The organism is Pseudodesulfovibrio sp. 5S69, assembly GCF_037094465.1.
GTDB lineage: Bacteria > Desulfobacterota > Desulfovibrionia > Desulfovibrionales > Desulfovibrionaceae > Pseudodesulfovibrio > Pseudodesulfovibrio methanolicus.
This window is the reverse complement of the sequence record NZ_CP146609.1, coordinates 2,690,805-2,706,716: the sequence shown is the minus strand read 5'-3', so window position 1 is coordinate 2,706,716 and position 15,912 is coordinate 2,690,805. Positions and strand designations below refer to the sequence as shown.

The 15,912-nt window shown below is 61.6% G+C and carries 19 protein-coding genes; 14 read left to right on the top strand and 5 right to left on the bottom strand.

Annotated features, from left to right (window positions below):
- Positions 1–27 precede the first annotated feature (27 nt).
- The 11 genes from V8V93_RS12910 to pal all read left to right on the top strand — a co-directional run bounded on the left by V8V93_RS12910 (position 28) and on the right by pal (position 9,434).
- Positions 28–963, top strand: a complete 936-nt coding sequence (locus V8V93_RS12910) for a carbohydrate kinase family protein (protein ID WP_338667004.1) — start codon at positions 28–30, stop codon at positions 961–963.
- A gap of 30 nt (positions 964–993) precedes the next feature.
- Positions 994–2,076, top strand: coding sequence for a phosphotransferase family protein (locus V8V93_RS12905; RefSeq protein WP_338667003.1), 1,083 nt, complete (start codon positions 994–996; stop codon positions 2,074–2,076).
- A 5-nt stretch (positions 2,077–2,081) separates the two neighbouring features.
- A complete protein-coding gene (locus V8V93_RS12900; RefSeq protein ID WP_338667002.1) occupies positions 2,082–2,669 on the top strand; it encodes an adenylyl-sulfate kinase in 588 nt (195 codons plus the stop codon).
- 72 nt (positions 2,670–2,741) lie between these two features.
- A complete protein-coding gene (miaB, locus tag V8V93_RS12895) occupies positions 2,742–4,088 on the top strand; it encodes a tRNA (N6-isopentenyl adenosine(37)-C2)-methylthiotransferase MiaB (protein WP_338667001.1) in 1,347 nt (448 codons plus the stop codon).
- Positions 4,082–4,576, top strand: a complete 495-nt coding sequence (locus V8V93_RS12890; RefSeq protein ID WP_338667000.1) for a bifunctional nuclease family protein — start codon at positions 4,082–4,084, stop codon at positions 4,574–4,576. Before miaB ends, V8V93_RS12890 begins: the two co-directional genes overlap by 7 nt.
- A gap of 7 nt (positions 4,577–4,583) precedes the next feature.
- The gene (locus V8V93_RS12885) at positions 4,584–5,234 is read left to right on the top strand and encodes a histidinol phosphate phosphatase domain-containing protein (RefSeq protein ID WP_338666999.1); all 651 of its coding nucleotides are present in this window, start codon (positions 4,584–4,586) and stop codon (positions 5,232–5,234) included.
- Positions 5,235–5,373: 139 nt separating this feature from the next.
- Positions 5,374–6,078 carry a MotA/TolQ/ExbB proton channel family protein gene (locus tag V8V93_RS12880; RefSeq protein ID WP_338666998.1) on the top strand — a complete coding sequence of 235 codons (705 nt, stop codon included), beginning with the start codon at positions 5,374–5,376 and terminating at the stop codon, positions 6,076–6,078.
- Between the two features lie 9 nt (positions 6,079–6,087).
- Positions 6,088–6,504, top strand: a complete 417-nt coding sequence (gene tolR, locus V8V93_RS12875; protein WP_338666997.1) for a protein TolR — start codon at positions 6,088–6,090, stop codon at positions 6,502–6,504.
- Positions 6,505–6,525: 21 nt separating this feature from the next.
- Entirely contained in the window at positions 6,526–7,446 is a 921-nt protein-coding gene (locus tag V8V93_RS12870) for an energy transducer TonB (RefSeq protein WP_338666996.1), read from the top strand.
- Positions 7,447–7,451: 5 nt separating this feature from the next.
- A complete protein-coding gene (locus V8V93_RS12865; RefSeq protein ID WP_338666995.1) occupies positions 7,452–8,759 on the top strand; it encodes a protein tolB in 1,308 nt (435 codons plus the stop codon).
- 120 nt (positions 8,760–8,879) lie between these two features.
- Positions 8,880–9,434, top strand: coding sequence for a peptidoglycan-associated lipoprotein Pal (pal, locus tag V8V93_RS12860; RefSeq protein ID WP_338666994.1), 555 nt, complete (start codon positions 8,880–8,882; stop codon positions 9,432–9,434).
- Between the two features lie 385 nt (positions 9,435–9,819).
- On the opposite strand, the gene V8V93_RS12855 is transcribed toward pal, so the two are convergent.
- Positions 9,820–10,305: a phosphatidylglycerophosphatase A family protein gene (locus V8V93_RS12855; protein WP_338666993.1), complete on the bottom strand. Its 486-nt coding sequence runs from the start codon at positions 10,303–10,305 to the stop codon at positions 9,820–9,822.
- Between the two features lie 291 nt (positions 10,306–10,596).
- Between V8V93_RS12855 and V8V93_RS12850 the strand changes: the two genes are divergently transcribed.
- From V8V93_RS12850 to V8V93_RS12840, 3 genes are all read left to right on the top strand, one after another.
- Positions 10,597–11,115 (top strand): GNAT family N-acetyltransferase, encoded by a 519-nt coding sequence (locus tag V8V93_RS12850; RefSeq protein ID WP_338666992.1) that lies wholly within the window; start codon positions 10,597–10,599, stop codon positions 11,113–11,115.
- A gap of 453 nt (positions 11,116–11,568) precedes the next feature.
- Entirely contained in the window at positions 11,569–12,057 is a 489-nt protein-coding gene (locus tag V8V93_RS12845) for a GNAT family N-acetyltransferase (RefSeq protein ID WP_338666991.1), read from the top strand.
- 74 nt (positions 12,058–12,131) lie between these two features.
- Complete coding sequence (locus tag V8V93_RS12840; protein WP_338666990.1) at positions 12,132–12,701, top strand: class I SAM-dependent methyltransferase; 570 nt, start codon at positions 12,132–12,134, stop codon at positions 12,699–12,701.
- Between the two features lie 18 nt (positions 12,702–12,719).
- On the opposite strand, the gene V8V93_RS12835 is transcribed toward V8V93_RS12840, so the two are convergent.
- The 4 genes from V8V93_RS12835 to V8V93_RS12820 form a co-directional block, all read right to left on the bottom strand.
- Positions 12,720–13,142 (bottom strand): GNAT family N-acetyltransferase, encoded by a 423-nt coding sequence (locus V8V93_RS12835; RefSeq protein WP_338666989.1) that lies wholly within the window; start codon positions 13,140–13,142, stop codon positions 12,720–12,722.
- A gap of 54 nt (positions 13,143–13,196) precedes the next feature.
- A complete protein-coding gene (locus V8V93_RS12830; protein WP_338666988.1) occupies positions 13,197–13,703 on the bottom strand; it encodes a DinB family protein in 507 nt (168 codons plus the stop codon).
- Positions 13,704–14,569: 866 nt separating this feature from the next.
- Positions 14,570–14,995 (bottom strand): GFA family protein, encoded by a 426-nt coding sequence (locus V8V93_RS12825; RefSeq protein ID WP_338666987.1) that lies wholly within the window; start codon positions 14,993–14,995, stop codon positions 14,570–14,572.
- A gap of 306 nt (positions 14,996–15,301) precedes the next feature.
- Positions 15,302–15,910, bottom strand: coding sequence for a Maf family protein (locus V8V93_RS12820; protein ID WP_338666986.1), 609 nt, complete (start codon positions 15,908–15,910; stop codon positions 15,302–15,304).
- Positions 15,911–15,912 lie beyond the last annotated feature (2 nt).

Below are 15,912 nucleotides of genomic sequence, written 5' to 3'. Positions count from 1 at the left end.
ACCGAATCAGCTTCTTTAGGAGAACACATGCAGATCTACATTTCCGGGTCCCTGGCCTTCGACCGCATCATGACCTTTCCCGACAAGTTTTCCAATCATATCCTGCCGGACAAGATACATATTCTCAATGTGTCCTTCCTGGTGGACGGGCTGGTTGAGCGATTCGGCGGCACGGCGGGCAACATCGCATACAACCTGTCCCTGCTGGGCGAGAAATCCACCATCCTGAGCCAGGTTGGCAAGGACTTCGGCCCTTACGACGAGCGCCTTCAGCAGTATGGCATCGCCCTGGACGGCATCCGGACCATCGACCAGGAGTTTACCGCCGGGTGCTACATCACCACCGACATGTCCGACAACCAGATCAACGGGTTCAATCCCGGGGCCATGAAATACCCCAGCCAGTACGACATGACCCGCATCGATCCGTCCGACGCCATCGGCCTCATCGCGCCGGGCAACATCAACGACATGGTCGATCACCCGAAATACTACCGCGAGCACGGCATCCCTTACATCTTCGATCCGGGCCAGCAGATTCCGGCCCTGGGCGGCGACAGGCTGAAGGAGGCCGTCAACGGCGCGGAGATCCTGATCGTCAATGACTACGAGTTGGAGATGGTCATGAAGTCCACGGGCATGACCAAGGAGGATATCGTCGACCAGGTGGGCTACCTGATCACCACCCTGGGCGAAAAAGGCTCCATGGTCAGCTGCGAGGACGGGGACACCACCATCGGCGTGGTTCCGGCCAGGGAAGTGCTGGACCCCACCGGGGCCGGAGATGCCTTCCGCGCCGGGCTGCTCAAGGGGCTGGCCATGGGCAAGACCGTGGCTGAAGCCTGTAAGCTGGGCGCCACCTGCGCCACCTATGCGGTGGAGTTCAAGGGCACCCAGGAGCACTCCTTCACCCTGGAGGAATTCACCGAGCGTTACGAATCGGTTTTCGGACCCCTGACGTAGCTGCGGCCCGACAAGGCCGGGGAGGGCGACATGATCGAACTCAAGGTCCAGGCCATCGAAACATATCTGCGGCGTGTGTACGGCGACGACGCCCGGCTTCTGGCCGCAGGCGACATCGGCAGCCTCGACGCGCAGGGCATGAAGGGGTTCGGCTACGGCAAGCCCCTTCTTGTCCATTTTGAAACCGGCGGCGAGGTCAGGGAGGCCGTGTTTTCGGTCATGAAGGGCGACAAGTACGGCCACCAGTTCTACTGGGACCGCGCCGCGATCCTCATGTTCCAGTACGAGACCTCGGCTCGCATGGCCCGCCATGTCCATCCCCTCGGGCTCGGCTACGTGGACGGCTCGGACGCGCTCATCCCGATGAAGGACCCCAAGGAGTTCTTTATCGTTAACGAGAAGCTCCAGGGACACGACTATTTCCTCGACCTGGAGCGCATCCGGGCGCACGGGTTGCTCGACCGGGACCTGGAAACGGCCCGCGAGTTCGCCCGCTGGCTGGCCGGGGTGCACGCCGAAAAGCTCGATGATCCGCCTCTGTATTCTCGGCGCATCCGCAACCTGCTCGGGGCCAGCGAGTGCATCCTCGGGTTGGTGGATGAGGCCTTTCCCCGCGACTACGCCTTTTTCGGCGGGGACCGTTTCCGGGCCTTGGAAAAGCGGCTCATCGACTGGCGCTGGAAGCTCAAGGCCTACGCGCACCGGCTGAGCGCGGTGCACGGGGACTTCCACCCGTGGAACGTGCTCGTCACCGACGACGGGGACTTTTCGGTGCTCGACCGCAGCCGAGGCGAGTGGGGCGAGCCGGGCGGCGACCTGGCCTCCATGGCCGTCAACTATCTGCTCTGGTCCCTGTACGACCACGAGAAGCTGGCCGGTCCCTTCCGGGAACTCTACACCGCCTATTTCGGGGAGTACCTGGAGCGCACCGGGGACACCGAGGTCCTTGAGGTTCTGGCCCCGTTCTGCGTCTTTCGCGGCCTGGTCATCGCCTCCCCCGAGTGGTATCCCGACCACCCCGATCCGGTGCGCCGGCGCCTGTTCAATTTCGTGTCCAACGTCCTTGAAGACGAGGTCTTCGACTGGGAACACGTCAACCGGTACCTGGAGTAGGGCGTATGGCCGGCCGGAGCGGTGAGGGCTGGGCGGTCTGGGTCGTGGGGCTGCCCGGCAGCGGCAAGTCCACCCTGGCACGCGGCCTGCACGATGCCCTGGAGGGTCGCGGTGTGCACACGGTCCTGTTGCAGATGGACGAGCGGCGCAAGGCCTATTTCCCGGAACCGGAATACACTCCCGAGGAGCGTGAGGCGGCCTACTGGATGTTTGCCGAGGAGGCGGCCGGGCTGGTACGCGAAGGGCGCAACGTGATTCTGGACGGCTCGGCACATAAGGTATCCATGCGTCGTGTCGCGCGGGATAAAATTTCTCGATTCGCCGAAATATTCGTTGAATGCGAGTTGGAAACGGCCATGGCGCGGGAGGCCGCCCGGCCCGCCGGAAAAGTTATGGCCGATCTCTATCGCAAGGCCCTGCTTCGCAAGGAAACAGGTAATGAATTTTATGGGTTGGGTGATGTTATTGGAGTGGATGTGCCCTTTGAACGGGACTCCATGGCCGAGTTCGTCATCGACAACACCGGATTGACTCGGGAAGAGACGTTGGGAAAAACCTTGCACTTTGTGGACACATGGCTCGCCAATGTATAATTGCCCCCTTAACCGTGCCGAAATATCGGCCTGAAAAAAAGGACCGGCCGCATTGCGGCCGGATGAATGGATATGAAATTTCACATCACCACCTTCGGGTGCCAGATGAACGTCCACGACTCGCAGTGGCTCGCCCGCGCCCTGGAAAGCAGGGGATGGGAGGAGACCGGCGACGAGGACGCCCAGGTATACATCCTGAACACGTGCAGCGTGCGCGACAAGCCGGAGCAGAAGGTCTACAGCGAACTCGGCCGGGTGGCCGCGCACCTCAAGCGCGATGAAAACGTCTTCGCCGCCGTGGGCGGCTGTGTGGCTCAGCAGGTGGGGCGCGGCTTTTTCGAGCGCTTCCCCTTCGTCAAGCTGGTCTTCGGCTCGGACGGCATCGCGGGCGCGCCCAACGCCCTGGAGCGCATCGCCGCAGGCAGGGAAGACCGCGCGGCCCTGCTGGATTTCGTGACCCTGTACGAGGAGCGCGAGCAGCCCTGCGCCCCGTCGGCCGCGAACGAGTCCCGCCAGGCCTTCGTCAACATCATGCAGGGGTGCGACAATTTCTGCGCCTACTGTATCGTGCCTTACACACGGGGCCGCCAGAAGTCCCGCACCCCGGACGCCATCCTGGACGAGTGCCGCGCCCTGGTCGAGGGCGGCGTGCGCGAGATCACCCTGCTCGGGCAGAACGTCAACAGCTTCGGCCTGGACAAGGGCGGGGTGGGCGTCAGCTTCGCCGAACTCCTGCGTTCCGTGGCCGCCATTCCCGGCCTGGACCGGCTGCGCTTCACCACCTCGCATCCCAAGGATATAGCCGGGGAAGTCATCCGGGCATTCGGCGAACTGCCGAACCTGTGCCCCTCCCTCCACCTGCCCATGCAGGCCGGATCGGACCGGGTGCTCAAGGCCATGCGCCGCAAATACGACATGCAGCGCTACCTCTCCATCGTGGACGGGCTGCGAGCGGCCAGGCCGGACATCAGCCTGACCACGGACCTGATCGTGGGGTTCCCGGGCGAAACCGAAGAGGACTTCCGGCAGACGCTGGACATGGTCGAGCGGGTCGGTTTCGAGTCGAGTTTTTCCTTCAAGTATTCCGATCGTCCTGGAGTGGCGGCCGTGAACATGGAGCCCAAGGTCCCGGCCGAAGAGGCTTCGGAGCGGTTGCTGCGCTTGCAGACTCTGCAAAATAATATTACTAGAAAATGTCTAAAGAATCTTGTGGGCGCGCAGACCGACGCGTTCATGGAAGGGTTGAGCCGCATGCAGGACGGAGACGCCGTTTCCTGGAAGGGGCGTGATCCGGCCGGGCGTATCGTCAACGTCTCCATGGCGGAGACCGCCGGACTGACCGGCATGATGGTCCCGGTGAAGATTGTGGAAGCCAAGAAACACTCCCTGGTGGGAGAGAGGACGGGCGAACCGTGGTAAAGGTCGAGATATTCGGGCTGGCGGTGGATGAGGCGGGCAAGTCCCCGATCATCGTTCTCAAGGATGAGGAAGAGACCAAGGTCCTGCCCATCTGGATCGGGGCCATGGAGGCCATGGCCATTTCCATGGCCATCAACAAGGTGCCGTTTCCCCGGCCCATGACCCACGACCTGCTGCTCAACGCCATCCGCTCTCTGGGCGGCACCATCAACCGCGTGGAGATCACCGACATAGAAAACGGGACCTTCTTCGCCGAGATCGTGGTCTCAGCCGGGGACGATACCCTGCGCCTGGACAGCCGCCCGTCGGACGCCATCGCCCTGGCCGTGCGAGCGGAGTGCCCCATACTGGTGGGCGAGGCGGTCCTCGAAGAGGCCGGGGGCGCGTTCCCGGATCATCCCGAGACGGTCATCAAGACCGAGGACGCCGATAAATGGCAGGAAGAGCTGGACAAGCTCTCCGAAGACGACATCAAATACAAGATGTAGGCACCGTATGATCGATTTGCATACCCATACCATTTTCAGCGACGGGGAACTGATCCCCGCCGAACTCGTCCGCCGGGCCGAAGTGTTGGGCTACAAGGCCCTGTGCATGACCGACCACGCGGACGAGGCGACCACCTACCATATCCTCGAGAACGTGCTCCGTTTCGTCAAGAAACACGGTCACTTCTTCGACATCAACGTCTTGGCCGGTGTCGAGCTGACCCATGTGCCGCCCGCGCTCATCGCCGAGATGGTCAAGAGCGCGCGGGATGCCGGGGCGCAGTTGGTGGTCATGCATGGCGAGACCCCGGTGGAGCCCGTGGCCCCCGGGACCAACCTGGCGGCCATCGAGGCGGGCGTGGACATCCTGGCCCACCCCGGCCTGATCACCGACGAGGAGGCCGCGCTCGCCGCGGAAAGGGGCGTCGCGCTCGAGATCACCACGCGCGGCGGACACAGCTATACCAACGGCCACGTGGCCGCCATGGCCCGCAAGCACGGGGCCGGGCTTGTGGTCAACAACGACGCCCACGCCCCCCGCGACCTGGTGGGCGAGGAGCTGCGGCGGACCATCGCCCTGGGCGCGGGGCTGACCCCGGACGAATATCGTCAGACAGAGGCCAACGCCTGGGAGATCGTGCAGCGATGCATGAAATGATGTTTCCGATCCGTCGCATATTCGTGACCAAGAAGGCGTAGGCACGTACAGGAATACAGGAAAGCCGTGGCTTGCTTGAGGCCCGGCTTTCTTCGCATGAAGCGGGCCGGACGGCCCATAGACCCGAAAAGGTGCAACCATGAACTTTCTGCCCGACAACTCCATCCTGTCCCTGCTTGCCGGGGCGACCCTGGCGGTGAAGCTGGTCATGCTCTTCCTGGGATGCATGTCCCTGTGGAGCTGGACCATCATTTTCTTCAAGTTCTTCACCATCGGCACGGCCCGCAAGAAGGTCATGGCCGGGTACGACGCCTTTGTGGCCGCCGGGGACCTGTCCAAGGGAATCAAGGGGTTGGGCGACAAGGAGCAGTCGCCCCTGGCCCGCGTCTCGTCCCTGGCCGTGCACGAGTTCCGTCTGCTGGAGAAGGCCGGGATCAACCGCGAGCGCAAGCGGCTGCTGGTCAAGGACACCCTGCGGCGCGTGCTCAAGCAGGGCATCTCCAAGGAGATGCGCGGGTTGACCCGCAACCTGCCGTTCCTGGCCACCTGTGCCAACGCGGCCCCGTTCATCGGCCTGTTCGGCACGGTCTGGGGCATCATGCACTCGTTCCATTCCATCGGGCAGGCGCAGAGCGCGGCCCTGGCCACGGTGGCGCCCGGCATCTCCGAGGCGCTCATCGCCACGGCCATCGGGCTGCTCGTGGCCATCCCGGCGACCATCTTCTACAACTATTTCCTGGGCAAGCTGAACGAGGTCGAGTCCGGCATGGTCGATTTCGCCGGGGCCTTCCTGAACCGCGCCGAACGCGAAATCGCCTGGGCCGACAAGCCCGAGCGGGGCTAGGAGCGCGCCATGGCGATCAAGACCGGCGGCGGCTTCCTCAACGAGATCAACGTCACACCCTTCGTGGACGTGATGCTGGTGCTGCTGATCATCTTCATGGTCACGGCCCCGCTCATGACCCAGGGGGTGGAGGTAGACCTGCCGACCACGCGCACGGTCCGCAACCTGCCCCAGGACTCCGAGCACCTGGTCCTGACCGTGCGCAAGGACGGCCGGATCTTCCTGGACGAGTACCAGGTCTCCATGGACGAGCTGGAGGACCACCTGAAACGGCTGGTGGCCGGACAGAAGAAGCAGCTCTTCCTGCGCGCGGACAAGGAGGTCCCCTACGGCACCGTGGTCCAGGTCATGGGCGAGATCAAGGCCGCGGGCATCGACAAGCTCGGCATTGTGGCGGAAGAGCCCAAACAAGACAAAAACAAGTAAATCTCCAGAGTTGATATAGACATGCGGCAGGGCCTCGGTTTTCTCCTTTCCCTCTTGTTCCACGCGGGCATATTCGCCTTCGCGCTCTATGGCGTGAACTATACGGCCACGCGCGTGAATCTGGACCGGCCCGTGTACAACGTGGACCTGATTTCGTTGGCGCCGCCTCCGCCCGGGCCGCCAGTCAAGGTCCAGGCGGAAGCCGAGGCTCCGGCCCAGGCACCGGCCGTGCCCGTGGTGGAAGCCCAGCCCGAGCAGGCTGAGGCCCAGCCCGTGCCCGTGGTCGAGGCCAAACCCGAGCCCGAACCCGAAGTCAAGGATATCAGCCCGAAGAAGGTCGAGAAGAAGACCGTGGTCAAGAAGAAGGAAGAGCCCAAGCCGAAACCGAAACCCGAGCCCAAACCAAAGCCGAAGCCCAAGCCCAAGCCGAAGCCCAAGCCTAAACCCAAGCCCGAAAAGACGGCCAAGCAGTTGCTGGCCGAGGGCATGGCCGCGGCCAAGGCCCAGGCCAAACGCGAGGAAGCGGCCAAGCAGAGCGCCCTGGCCAGCGAATTGGCCGCCCTGAAGAAGCAGGAGGGCAGCAGCGTATACGCCCACGGCGGGCAGCCCGGCGGCCAGGAGGGCGGCAAGGTAGGCGGTTCGATCGGCGGTTCCGGCTCCGGCCTGTCCGAGGTCTATGCCCTCATCGTTGGGTCGGCCATCAAGAAGCACTGGCGCTACCCCGCCTTTGCCGGCGAGGCCAACCTGACAGTCACCATTGAAATAACCCTTGCGGAAGACGGCAAGATTCTTTCCTCGAAGGTCCTGGAATCCTCGAATAATCCTGAATTCGACAGTTCCGCCCTCCGAGCTATCAAGGAAACCGAGTATGTCGAAAAGCCGAGAACCGAACGTGACCGGCTCATTCGCATCAATTTCAACAGCCAGGAACTCTCAGAGTAGATGGTATGAAACGGATAACGACACTCTTTGCCTCATTGGTTCTCGTCTGCCTCACGGCCGCGTTCGCGTCGGCTCAGGGCCCCCTGACTGTGGACATCCACGGTCCCGGCCAGCGCATGGTCAACATCACCCTGCTCCCGCCCAAGGGGCTCGACGGCCAGCCGGTGCCCGAAGCCGCCGCCAAGGCCTTCGCGGATCTGGTGTCCAACGACCTCGGCTACATTCCGTTCCTCAAGCTGGTCCCGGCGAGCCAGTTGCTCGGCGGCGACCCGAGTCACGGCGTGACCGCCCAGGACATTGATTTCAAGCCCTTCCAACTGGCCCGGGTGGACCTGTGCATGACCACGGGCTGGAACGGCCAGTACCTCGAGGCCCGCGTGTACGAGACATTCAGCGGCCGGCGGGTCGTGGGCAAGGCCTACCGCGACGTGGCCGACAAGCTGCCCCTGGTGGCCGATCGCTTCTGTTCCGCCTTCCTGGAGGCCCTGACCGGCAAGAAGGGGTTCTTTGATTCGCCCATCGCCTTCGTCAAGCAGATGGGCAAGACCAAGGAGATCTTCACCGTCCTGCCCCAGGGCAGGGCCCTTACGCAGATCACCGATCTGGGCGGGTACAACCTGAGCCCGGCCTGGTCCGCCAACGGCGGCCAGCTCGCCTTCACCCATATCGGCAACGAGCGCCACGAACTGTGCATCTACGACAGCAAGACGCAGAAGATCCGGCGCATCGCCAAGGGGCTGGGCGACACGGTCATCAGCCCGGTCTACGGGCCCGGCGACGTGCTCTACGCCTCTCTTAACCTGAACGGGACGACCAACATCTACGAACTGAGCAAGTCCTTCAAAGTCGGCAAGCGGCTGGCCGGAAGCCCGTATATCGACGTTTCGCCGAGCTTCGACCGCACCGGCTCCAAGATGGTCTTCACCTCGGGCAGGGCGGGCAACCCGCACGTCTACCTCCTGGATATGAAGTCCGGGCAGGTCCGGCGCGTGACCACCACGGGCAAGTACAACACCCATCCGTGTCTGAGTCCGGACGGCCGGTATGTGGCCTATACCCACCAGACCTCGGACGGGCACCGCATCTTCCTGCACGATCTCGAGACCGGACGGGAAAAGCAACTGACCTTCGGACCGGGCAACGACGAATATCCGGCCTTCGGCCCGGACGGCTACTTCGTGGCCTTCGCCTCCAGCCGGACCGGCCAGTACCAACTGTATCTGACCACCAGACATGGAGATACGCCGCACAAGATATCCACCGGCAAGGGGGCCGCTTTCGCGCCTGCCTGGGACACTTCCTTGCAGTGGTAAATTGTCATATGATCAGGGTTGATTTTTGTCTTGGAAAAGGTAAAGCGTAAAAGGTGCGAAAACCGAGCGCTCTCGGGTTACTGGAAAAATGCCGAGCGATGGCTCTATCAAGGAGTGAGCATGAAAATTAAATGGTATGTCGGTATGGTGGCCCTCTTGGCCTTGTCCCTTCTTCTCTTTGCCGGCTGTGCAAAGAAATCCACAACCACGGAGCCGACTCAGGGTCAGGTCGAAGTAAAGGACGACACCCAGTGGACTCCGCCCAAGCAGGAAGAGCCCGCTGTCGATGAAGCCACCCTGGCCGCCGAGGCGCAGGCCCGGGCCAAGGCCGAGGCCGTCCAGGAATTGACCAACGTGACCATCCATTTTGCCTTCAATTCCTACGAGCTCAGTGATGAAGCCCGCTCCATCCTTGCCCAGAAGGCCAACATCCTGCGCAAGTACACGGGCGTCAACGTGGTCATCGAAGGCCACTGTGACGAGCGTGGCACCGAAGAGTACAACCTCGCCCTGGGCGAACGCCGTGCCCGCGCCGCCTACGAGCACCTGGTCATCCTCGGCGTGGAACCCGAACGGATGAAGATCGTCAGTTTCGGCGAGGAATACCCCGTCGACCCCGCCCACAACGAAACCGCCTGGGCCAAGAACCGCCGCGACGAGTTCGTGGTCAAATAGACCGGCGAGAGTATTGCTATAGTAAAAAACGCCGCCCTGTTGGGCGGCGTTTTTTTTTTGCCTCCGGCGGCCGGGGGAAGGGGGAAAGGAAACCCTTTGAAAAGGGCTTTCCTTTCCCCCTTCCCCGGCCCCTCATCTCCCTTTTCTTCCTAAACTTTTTGTATGCGCATTCGCGCGGGTTGAGTAGGGAGGAAAGGCGTGTTTCTATTCCAGAAATGATGCGGAATCGGTACGTCACACTGTGAAGAGGCGTGGCTGGCAGTAGACGCACGGCCTCCGCGATAGCGGCAAAAAAAAGTTTTGGAGAGTCCAGAGAACCTTTTTCAAAAGGTTCTTTGGCCGTCGGAGACGCCCGGCCGGCGAGGCCCCGCAGGAGGCATTCCTCCTACCCGATCATCGAAACGAGATAGGCGAGGAGATGCAGGCAGCCCATGGCGTAGAGTCCGGCCACGCCGTCGTCGAGCATGACCCCGAAGCCGCCGGGGAAGGCGGTCTCGGCCCATTTGACGGGCCAGGGCTTGAGGATGTCGAAGACGCGGAACAGGGCGAAGGCGGCGGCCAGGTACCAGAGGGGCATGGCCTGGAAGAAGAACAGGGCGAGCCATTGGCCGAAGAGTTCGTCCACGACCACGCAGCCGGGGTCCTTTTTGCCCATGACGGTCTCGGCCCGGCCACAGGCCCAGGTGCCGAGGATAAAGACGCCGAGCAGGGCGGCGGCGCGCCAGGGCAGGGCGAGGGCCAGGAGGAGCGAGGGCGCGATCACCACGGCGGCCAGGGAGCCCCAGGTGCCGGGGGCCTTGGGAAAGTGGCCGACGGGACCGAGGGTGGCCACGGCGAGGGCCAGTTTGTCGAGGGGATTGGTTTCGGACATGGGGCGGGCTCCGGGCTGCGGTTTACGGCCTTGATAATCGGAAACGCGGCCGCAGGCAATGCCCTTGACGGGTGCAAGGGGCCGAGGGTATCGGTTGGGCGTTATCACGGCCTCCTTTCCGGCGGCCGCCCAACCTTCAAAGGTGACTGTTTGAAGCTTCCGCTTTCGGATCTTGTTAGTTAGCTCCATCCCCGCCCATGCGGCCATTGCCGGGCGGGCGGAATCGATTGACGGCCGCGCCCGCACGGGGCGCGGGTCTTATCCCATGGACCGTAACAACAGGAATTGAAGATGCATATACGCTTGGGAACAGACAACGACGTCGCCGCCATCCGCGCGGTCGAACACGCTGCCTTCCGCAACCATCCCCAGCACGCGCCCGGGGCCGAACCTACCGAACACCTGATCGTCGACGCCCTGCGCAGCGCGAGCCGCCTGAGCCTGTCACTGGTGGCCGAAGACCGAGGGGAAGTGACGGGGCACGTGGCCCTGTCTCCGGCCGTCGTAGGCGAGGACGGACAGGGCTGGTACATGCTCGGCCCGGTGGGCGTATCGCCCGGCCGGCAGGGGCGGGGCATCGGTTCCGCCCTGGTCCGCGAGGCCCTTCGCATCATCCGGGACCAGGGCGCGCGCGGCGTGGTTCTGGTCGGCGACCCGGCCTATTACGGACGGTTCGGCTTTCGCGCATGGCCGGGGCTTATCATGGACGGCGTGCCGCAGGAGAACGTCCTGGCCGTATCCCTGGACGGGCGAGAGCCCGAAGGGGGCGTTCGGGCCGATCCGGCGTTCCTGGTGACCGCCGACGAGTGATCGTGCACAGGCTATGAATCGGGGAGCGGGCCGGGTGGTCCGCTCTCTTTTTTTACGGGCGGTGAGTGGCGGCCTGGTGACGATTCATTCCTTTTTCGCATCGGGGTGTGCGCAAACGGGATGCCTTGTGGTTGGGATGGACCTGCAATGAGGCCGAAAAGCCGAGGGAGGTTCCATAAAGGCGTCCGAGCCAGATAGTCCTGAGTCAATACAGCCCGCTGATGTCCGTGGATACGCCGCTGATAGACGCGTATGGAGGGAGGCGCGTGGAGTTGCCCCGGGTCTATTCCTTATGCCGGGGGCCAAGCCCCTGTGCGACGGCTCGCATGAGGAGAACGGGGTCGAGGGCTGATTTGGGCGCGGCTCCTTCACGGCCCTTGCGTGTCGGCAGAAGGGCGATTATGGTGTCGCCGACCGCCTCCGGCAACCGCCGGGAAAGAAAGGAGCAAACGCATGCAGCCCGCCACAGGACAGGATCTCCCGAGGATCGTCGACATCTATAATTCCACGGTGCCCACGCGCACTGCCACGGCCGACACCGAACCGGTCAGCGTGGAGTCCAAACGGGCCTGGTTCGACAACCACGTGCCCGGCAAGCGGCCCATCCTGGTGGAGCGCATCGACGGCGAAGTCGCGGCCTGGGTCAGCTTCGAGTCCTTTTACGGCCGCCCGGCCTATGGCCGTACCGCCGAGATCAGCATCTACATCGCCCCGGAATACCGACGGCAGGGGCTGGGCAGGCGGCTGCTCAAGGAGGCCCTGGACATGACCCCGGAACTGGGCATCCGGACCGTGGTGGCCTACATATTTTCCCACAACGAGGGGTCCATGCGGCTGTTTTACTCCTTCGGTTTCGAGGAGTGGGGCAGGCTGCCGGACATCGCCGAAATGGACGGCAAGCGCTACAGCTTGTCCATCCTGGGCAGACACGTCAATCCGTAGCCGGGCCTTTTTGACGCCGTCTCCTTCGGCGCGTATCTTGTGCTATCCCATTGACCTCTTGACCTGGAGTACCCATGGACGCCAAGCCCAAGGCTGCCGGAAAAAGCAGCATCGACCACATCGACCAGGACCTCGCCTTCGACAACATCATGGTCGGCTCGCGGGCCACGTACCTCGACCTCGGCTGCGGCGCGGGGAACTACACCCTGGCCCTGGCCCGAAGGCTGGGCGCGGGCTCCCTGGTCTACGCGCTGGATCTATGGCCCGAGGGGATCGCCACCCTGGACGAGACCGCGCACAAGGAAGGGCTGGGCAACGTCGAGCCCAAAGTGGCTGACCTCACTAAGCCGCTCGACCTGGCCACCGGTTCGGTGGACGCCGCGTTCATGGCCACCGTGCTGCACGACCTGCCCGAAGCGGCCCGGCCGGGCCTCATGGGCGAGATCGGCCGGGTGCTCGTGCCAGGCGGCGTGTTCGCGCTCATCGAGTTCAAGAAGTTCGCCCACGGCCCCGGCCCGTCATCCCCGGACAAACGCATCGGTCCGGAGGACGCCGACCGGCTGACCTCGCCGTACGGGTTTGTCCCCGACGCCGTGGTCGACCTGGGCGAATTCACCTATCTCGCCCGGTTCATCAAAAAATAATCAGCGAGAGGAGGGCGACTATTCGATGAAGCCCTTTTCCCGCATGATGTCGGTCCCGACGAACCGGGCCATGCCCGTCTTCATCAGGCTGAACCCCTGCTTCCGGTAGAAGCCTTCCTTGCCGGGCGCAGCATACAGGATGACGTTGCAGTCACCTACGCCGTCGAGGATGGCGTGCATGATCGAGCCCCCGATCCCGTTTCCCTGGTATTCAGGGAGCACGGCGCAGTCGTAGAGCGCCGCCTGATACGCCCCGTCGGAGATGGCCCGGCCGAAGCCGACCAGCCTGTCTCCGTCATGGACGAACACGGTGGTGTGGCTCGCACCGAATGCCTTGGCGTGCACCTCGGGCGCGTAATGAGCCATGCCGACCCGTTTCAGAATGTTGGACACTTCCTGCCAGTCGACGCCCTTGCAGTCGCTTTGTATTCGTAAATCCATTGTGATTCCTTGTTCTCCGCTTCGCCTGTTGGGGGCGGCGGAGCGACTGGATGCCTAGCCCTCGAGCCGGGACAGGTAGTCATCTCTGGTCAGCCACAACTCCTCCATCCGGTACATGTGCCAGTGGTCGTGCATGAGGATGTGCCGGACGAAGATAAACAAGCCGTATTGCTCGTATTCGGGATGAATAGCGGTCCGTTTCCAGTCGTCCGGGGAGGCTTTTTTCAGCATCTTGAGCTGTTGTCCGCGCGCGGCCGTGAAGTCGGCGATGATCTTCTCCACCGAGGGCAGGGGAGGAACTTCGGCAGCTTCTTCCTGGGCCGGAATGAACGGCATGAATTCCGGCACGTCCTCGGTCAGGATGCGCCGCATCCTCTCCAGCCCCATGGGCTGGACGTCGGCCAAATGGGCGGCGTGTTCGTGCAGGGTCCAGAATCCTTCACCACGCTTGATGTCCAACGCGTCGGCCGGAATGGACCGGACCAGGTTGGGGAATATGGTCATTGACCCTTCGAGGGCCTGGAGAATGGCTTTGACGGTCTGTTCCGAAGTTTCGATCATGGCGGACTCCTTGTTCCTGCATAGGTTATACCGAGATGTGCCGGACTCCGTCGAACGAAAACCGGCATCAACTCTTGCCCGGTTCGATGATACCAGAACGGACCAGGACTTCAATAATCCTGGCCTTGAAAAGGCCGACCACGTTGATCCACGTTTTTCTGCTGTAACTATCCGTAGTCATCAGCCTTGGCATACCCTTGGCGGAGAGTTTGCCTGGAACATACCGCGAATGTACGATTTTTCAGCCCTGCCTTGAAACGATAACACCCCATGATAGTAGAACTTCTAGAATTCGAGCCAGGGGCGATCCGACGACTTCGGTTCGGAGGGTAACGTTAACACTCTATCATTGTTGATATTTTACTTCATCAGGCGCGGTTATGTGGGGACCTGTGTGGGAGTTTCGGTCTTCTCCTCGTAACGCCGCCAAGCATGCATCAGCTCAAATTCATGTGCGGTAAGGGGAAGGGCTTTCCCGTCCGTCAACCGCTGGCCTGCCAGTAATCACAAATCCGATATGTGGATAAAAACCGATTTGTCTTTTGCGCATCGGAACTCCACCGCATCAAAGTATTGTCCAAGAATCAGCGATCGTTAAAATTCGATATCTTCCTTTTCAGAAAACCATGCATTTATCGAATGGAACATCACAATATCATTATTAATTTTTGACACTTCTTTGTCATCTATTGTCATATTCAATGGCCCCTGTGGGAGGGGCAGGGTTGGACATCTTCAAAACAGCGCACACCGCCCCTTTGGGATCACATCTCCCCACTTCAAGAGTACTTTCAAAATACTTGCGAGCGGCAAGCCGACTAAATGAACCCACTTTCCCGACTGCCGATGTCCACTTCTCAAACGTGCTATCCTTTTGTTGCCCCTTCATCTTCTCCGGGGAGCCGGTCGAATGTAGGTAAACTCTCCAGTTCAAAATCCCAGTTGGCTTTATTGGCGATAAAAATGTGGCCATCCGCTCTCATTGGTATATCACTGTCGAGGCTGCCCGCTGGAACGACAAGAAGGGTTCCATCCATTTGAATATTAGGAAGAGCCGAACCGCAAATGCTGCAAAAACTCTTGATATGCCCTGTTGAATTGAAGTTGAATGTCCGTACTTCTTCTTCCCCAGACAGCCATCTCAACTTGGCTGTGGAGGAAAACAAATTCGCGGCATGGGAGGACCCGGTGTCTTTACGGCATCGTTCGCAATGACAAAGGTAAAAATGATCAAAATCTCCTTCCACCTCAAAGGCGACCTTGCCGCACAGGCATGCTCCTGTATATTTCATTATACCTCCTGCTAGTGCACAATTTTTTGGATGTTCTTAGCTATTCTAATAGGTTAGAATGGTAGCCGCCACGTAACGAAAGTGTGGAATCCAGCGCTTTTGCGTCAGCCAAGGGTAGCCCGCCGCAGTGAATGCTCCCAATGGAACCCATCATCGCAACCATTTGGCTCAGATGAACGCCTTCACCCATACCAAAAGGTCTGCAATTTAATTTTAATATGGACGATCCCACTTCTTATCTCAAGTGGGGTTTAAGTGGAATCTGGTCGGGATTTCACAAGGAAAAACCCACGAATGCGCGATTTTTCAGCCTTGTCTTGGAACGATGACACCCCAAGATACTAAAACTTCCAGCACTCTCGCCACAGGCAGGCCGACCACGTTGGTGTAGGAGCCGCGTATGGCCGTGACCAGGAAGGTGCCCATTCCCTGGATGGCGTAGGCTCCGGCCTTGTCCTCGGGTTCGCCCGTCTCGATGTAGCTCATCAGCTCCCCCTCGGTGGATTCGCGCATGTCCACGTCCGTGCTCACGGCCTCGGACAGGGTCTTGCCGTCGGGCAGGACCACGCAGAATCCGCTGACGACCTGGTGGGTCGCGCCGGACAGGGTGGTCAGCATCTCCAGGGCGTCGAGCTTGGACTGCGGCTTGCCCATGATCCGGCTGCCCAGGACCACAGCCGTATCCGCGCCGATGATCGTCGCCCCCCGGAAGCGGGCTGCCACGTCCAGGGTTTTCAGTTCGGCCATGCGCAGGACATAGGCGGCGGGGGATTCGTCCGGTTCGGGCAGAGGTTCCTCAAGCGGGCTCGGGTGTACGTCGAAGGTCAACCCGAGGTCGGACAACAGTTCGCGCCTGCGGGGGGAGCCCGAGGCCAGGACAATGGGGGAGCGGTTGCGGAAGGGGCCTTTTTTCATGC

Bases quoted from the DNA above. Each gene is read 5' to 3' on its own strand.
- V8V93_RS12855 (WP_338666993.1), bottom strand. From the start codon at position 10,305: ATGTCCGAAACCAATCCCCTCGACAAACTGGCCCTCGCCGTGGCCACC.
- V8V93_RS12850 (WP_338666992.1), top strand. From the start codon at position 10,597: ATGCATATACGCTTGGGAACAGACAACGACGTCGCCGCCATCCGCGCG.
- miaB (WP_338667001.1), top strand. From the start codon at position 2,742: ATGAAATTTCACATCACCACCTTCGGGTGCCAGATGAACGTCCACGAC.
- V8V93_RS12840 (WP_338666990.1), top strand. From the start codon at position 12,132: ATGGACGCCAAGCCCAAGGCTGCCGGAAAAAGCAGCATCGACCACATC.
- pal (WP_338666994.1), top strand. From the start codon at position 8,880: ATGAAAATTAAATGGTATGTCGGTATGGTGGCCCTCTTGGCCTTGTCC.
- V8V93_RS12885 (WP_338666999.1), top strand. From the start codon at position 4,584: ATGATCGATTTGCATACCCATACCATTTTCAGCGACGGGGAACTGATC.
- V8V93_RS12880 (WP_338666998.1), top strand. From the start codon at position 5,374: ATGAACTTTCTGCCCGACAACTCCATCCTGTCCCTGCTTGCCGGGGCG.
- V8V93_RS12865 (WP_338666995.1), top strand. From the start codon at position 7,452: ATGAAACGGATAACGACACTCTTTGCCTCATTGGTTCTCGTCTGCCTC.
- tolR (WP_338666997.1), top strand. From the start codon at position 6,088: ATGGCGATCAAGACCGGCGGCGGCTTCCTCAACGAGATCAACGTCACA.
- V8V93_RS12905 (WP_338667003.1), top strand. From the start codon at position 994: ATGATCGAACTCAAGGTCCAGGCCATCGAAACATATCTGCGGCGTGTG.
- V8V93_RS12820 (WP_338666986.1), bottom strand. From the start codon at position 15,910: ATGAAAAAAGGCCCCTTCCGCAACCGCTCCCCCATTGTCCTGGCCTCG.
- V8V93_RS12870 (WP_338666996.1), top strand. From the start codon at position 6,526: ATGCGGCAGGGCCTCGGTTTTCTCCTTTCCCTCTTGTTCCACGCGGGC.
- V8V93_RS12910 (WP_338667004.1), top strand. From the start codon at position 28: ATGCAGATCTACATTTCCGGGTCCCTGGCCTTCGACCGCATCATGACC.
- V8V93_RS12830 (WP_338666988.1), bottom strand. From the start codon at position 13,703: ATGATCGAAACTTCGGAACAGACCGTCAAAGCCATTCTCCAGGCCCTC.
- V8V93_RS12900 (WP_338667002.1), top strand. From the start codon at position 2,082: ATGGCCGGCCGGAGCGGTGAGGGCTGGGCGGTCTGGGTCGTGGGGCTG.
- V8V93_RS12825 (WP_338666987.1), bottom strand. From the start codon at position 14,995: ATGAAATATACAGGAGCATGCCTGTGCGGCAAGGTCGCCTTTGAGGTG.
- V8V93_RS12835 (WP_338666989.1), bottom strand. From the start codon at position 13,142: ATGGATTTACGAATACAAAGCGACTGCAAGGGCGTCGACTGGCAGGAA.
- V8V93_RS12845 (WP_338666991.1), top strand. From the start codon at position 11,569: ATGCAGCCCGCCACAGGACAGGATCTCCCGAGGATCGTCGACATCTAT.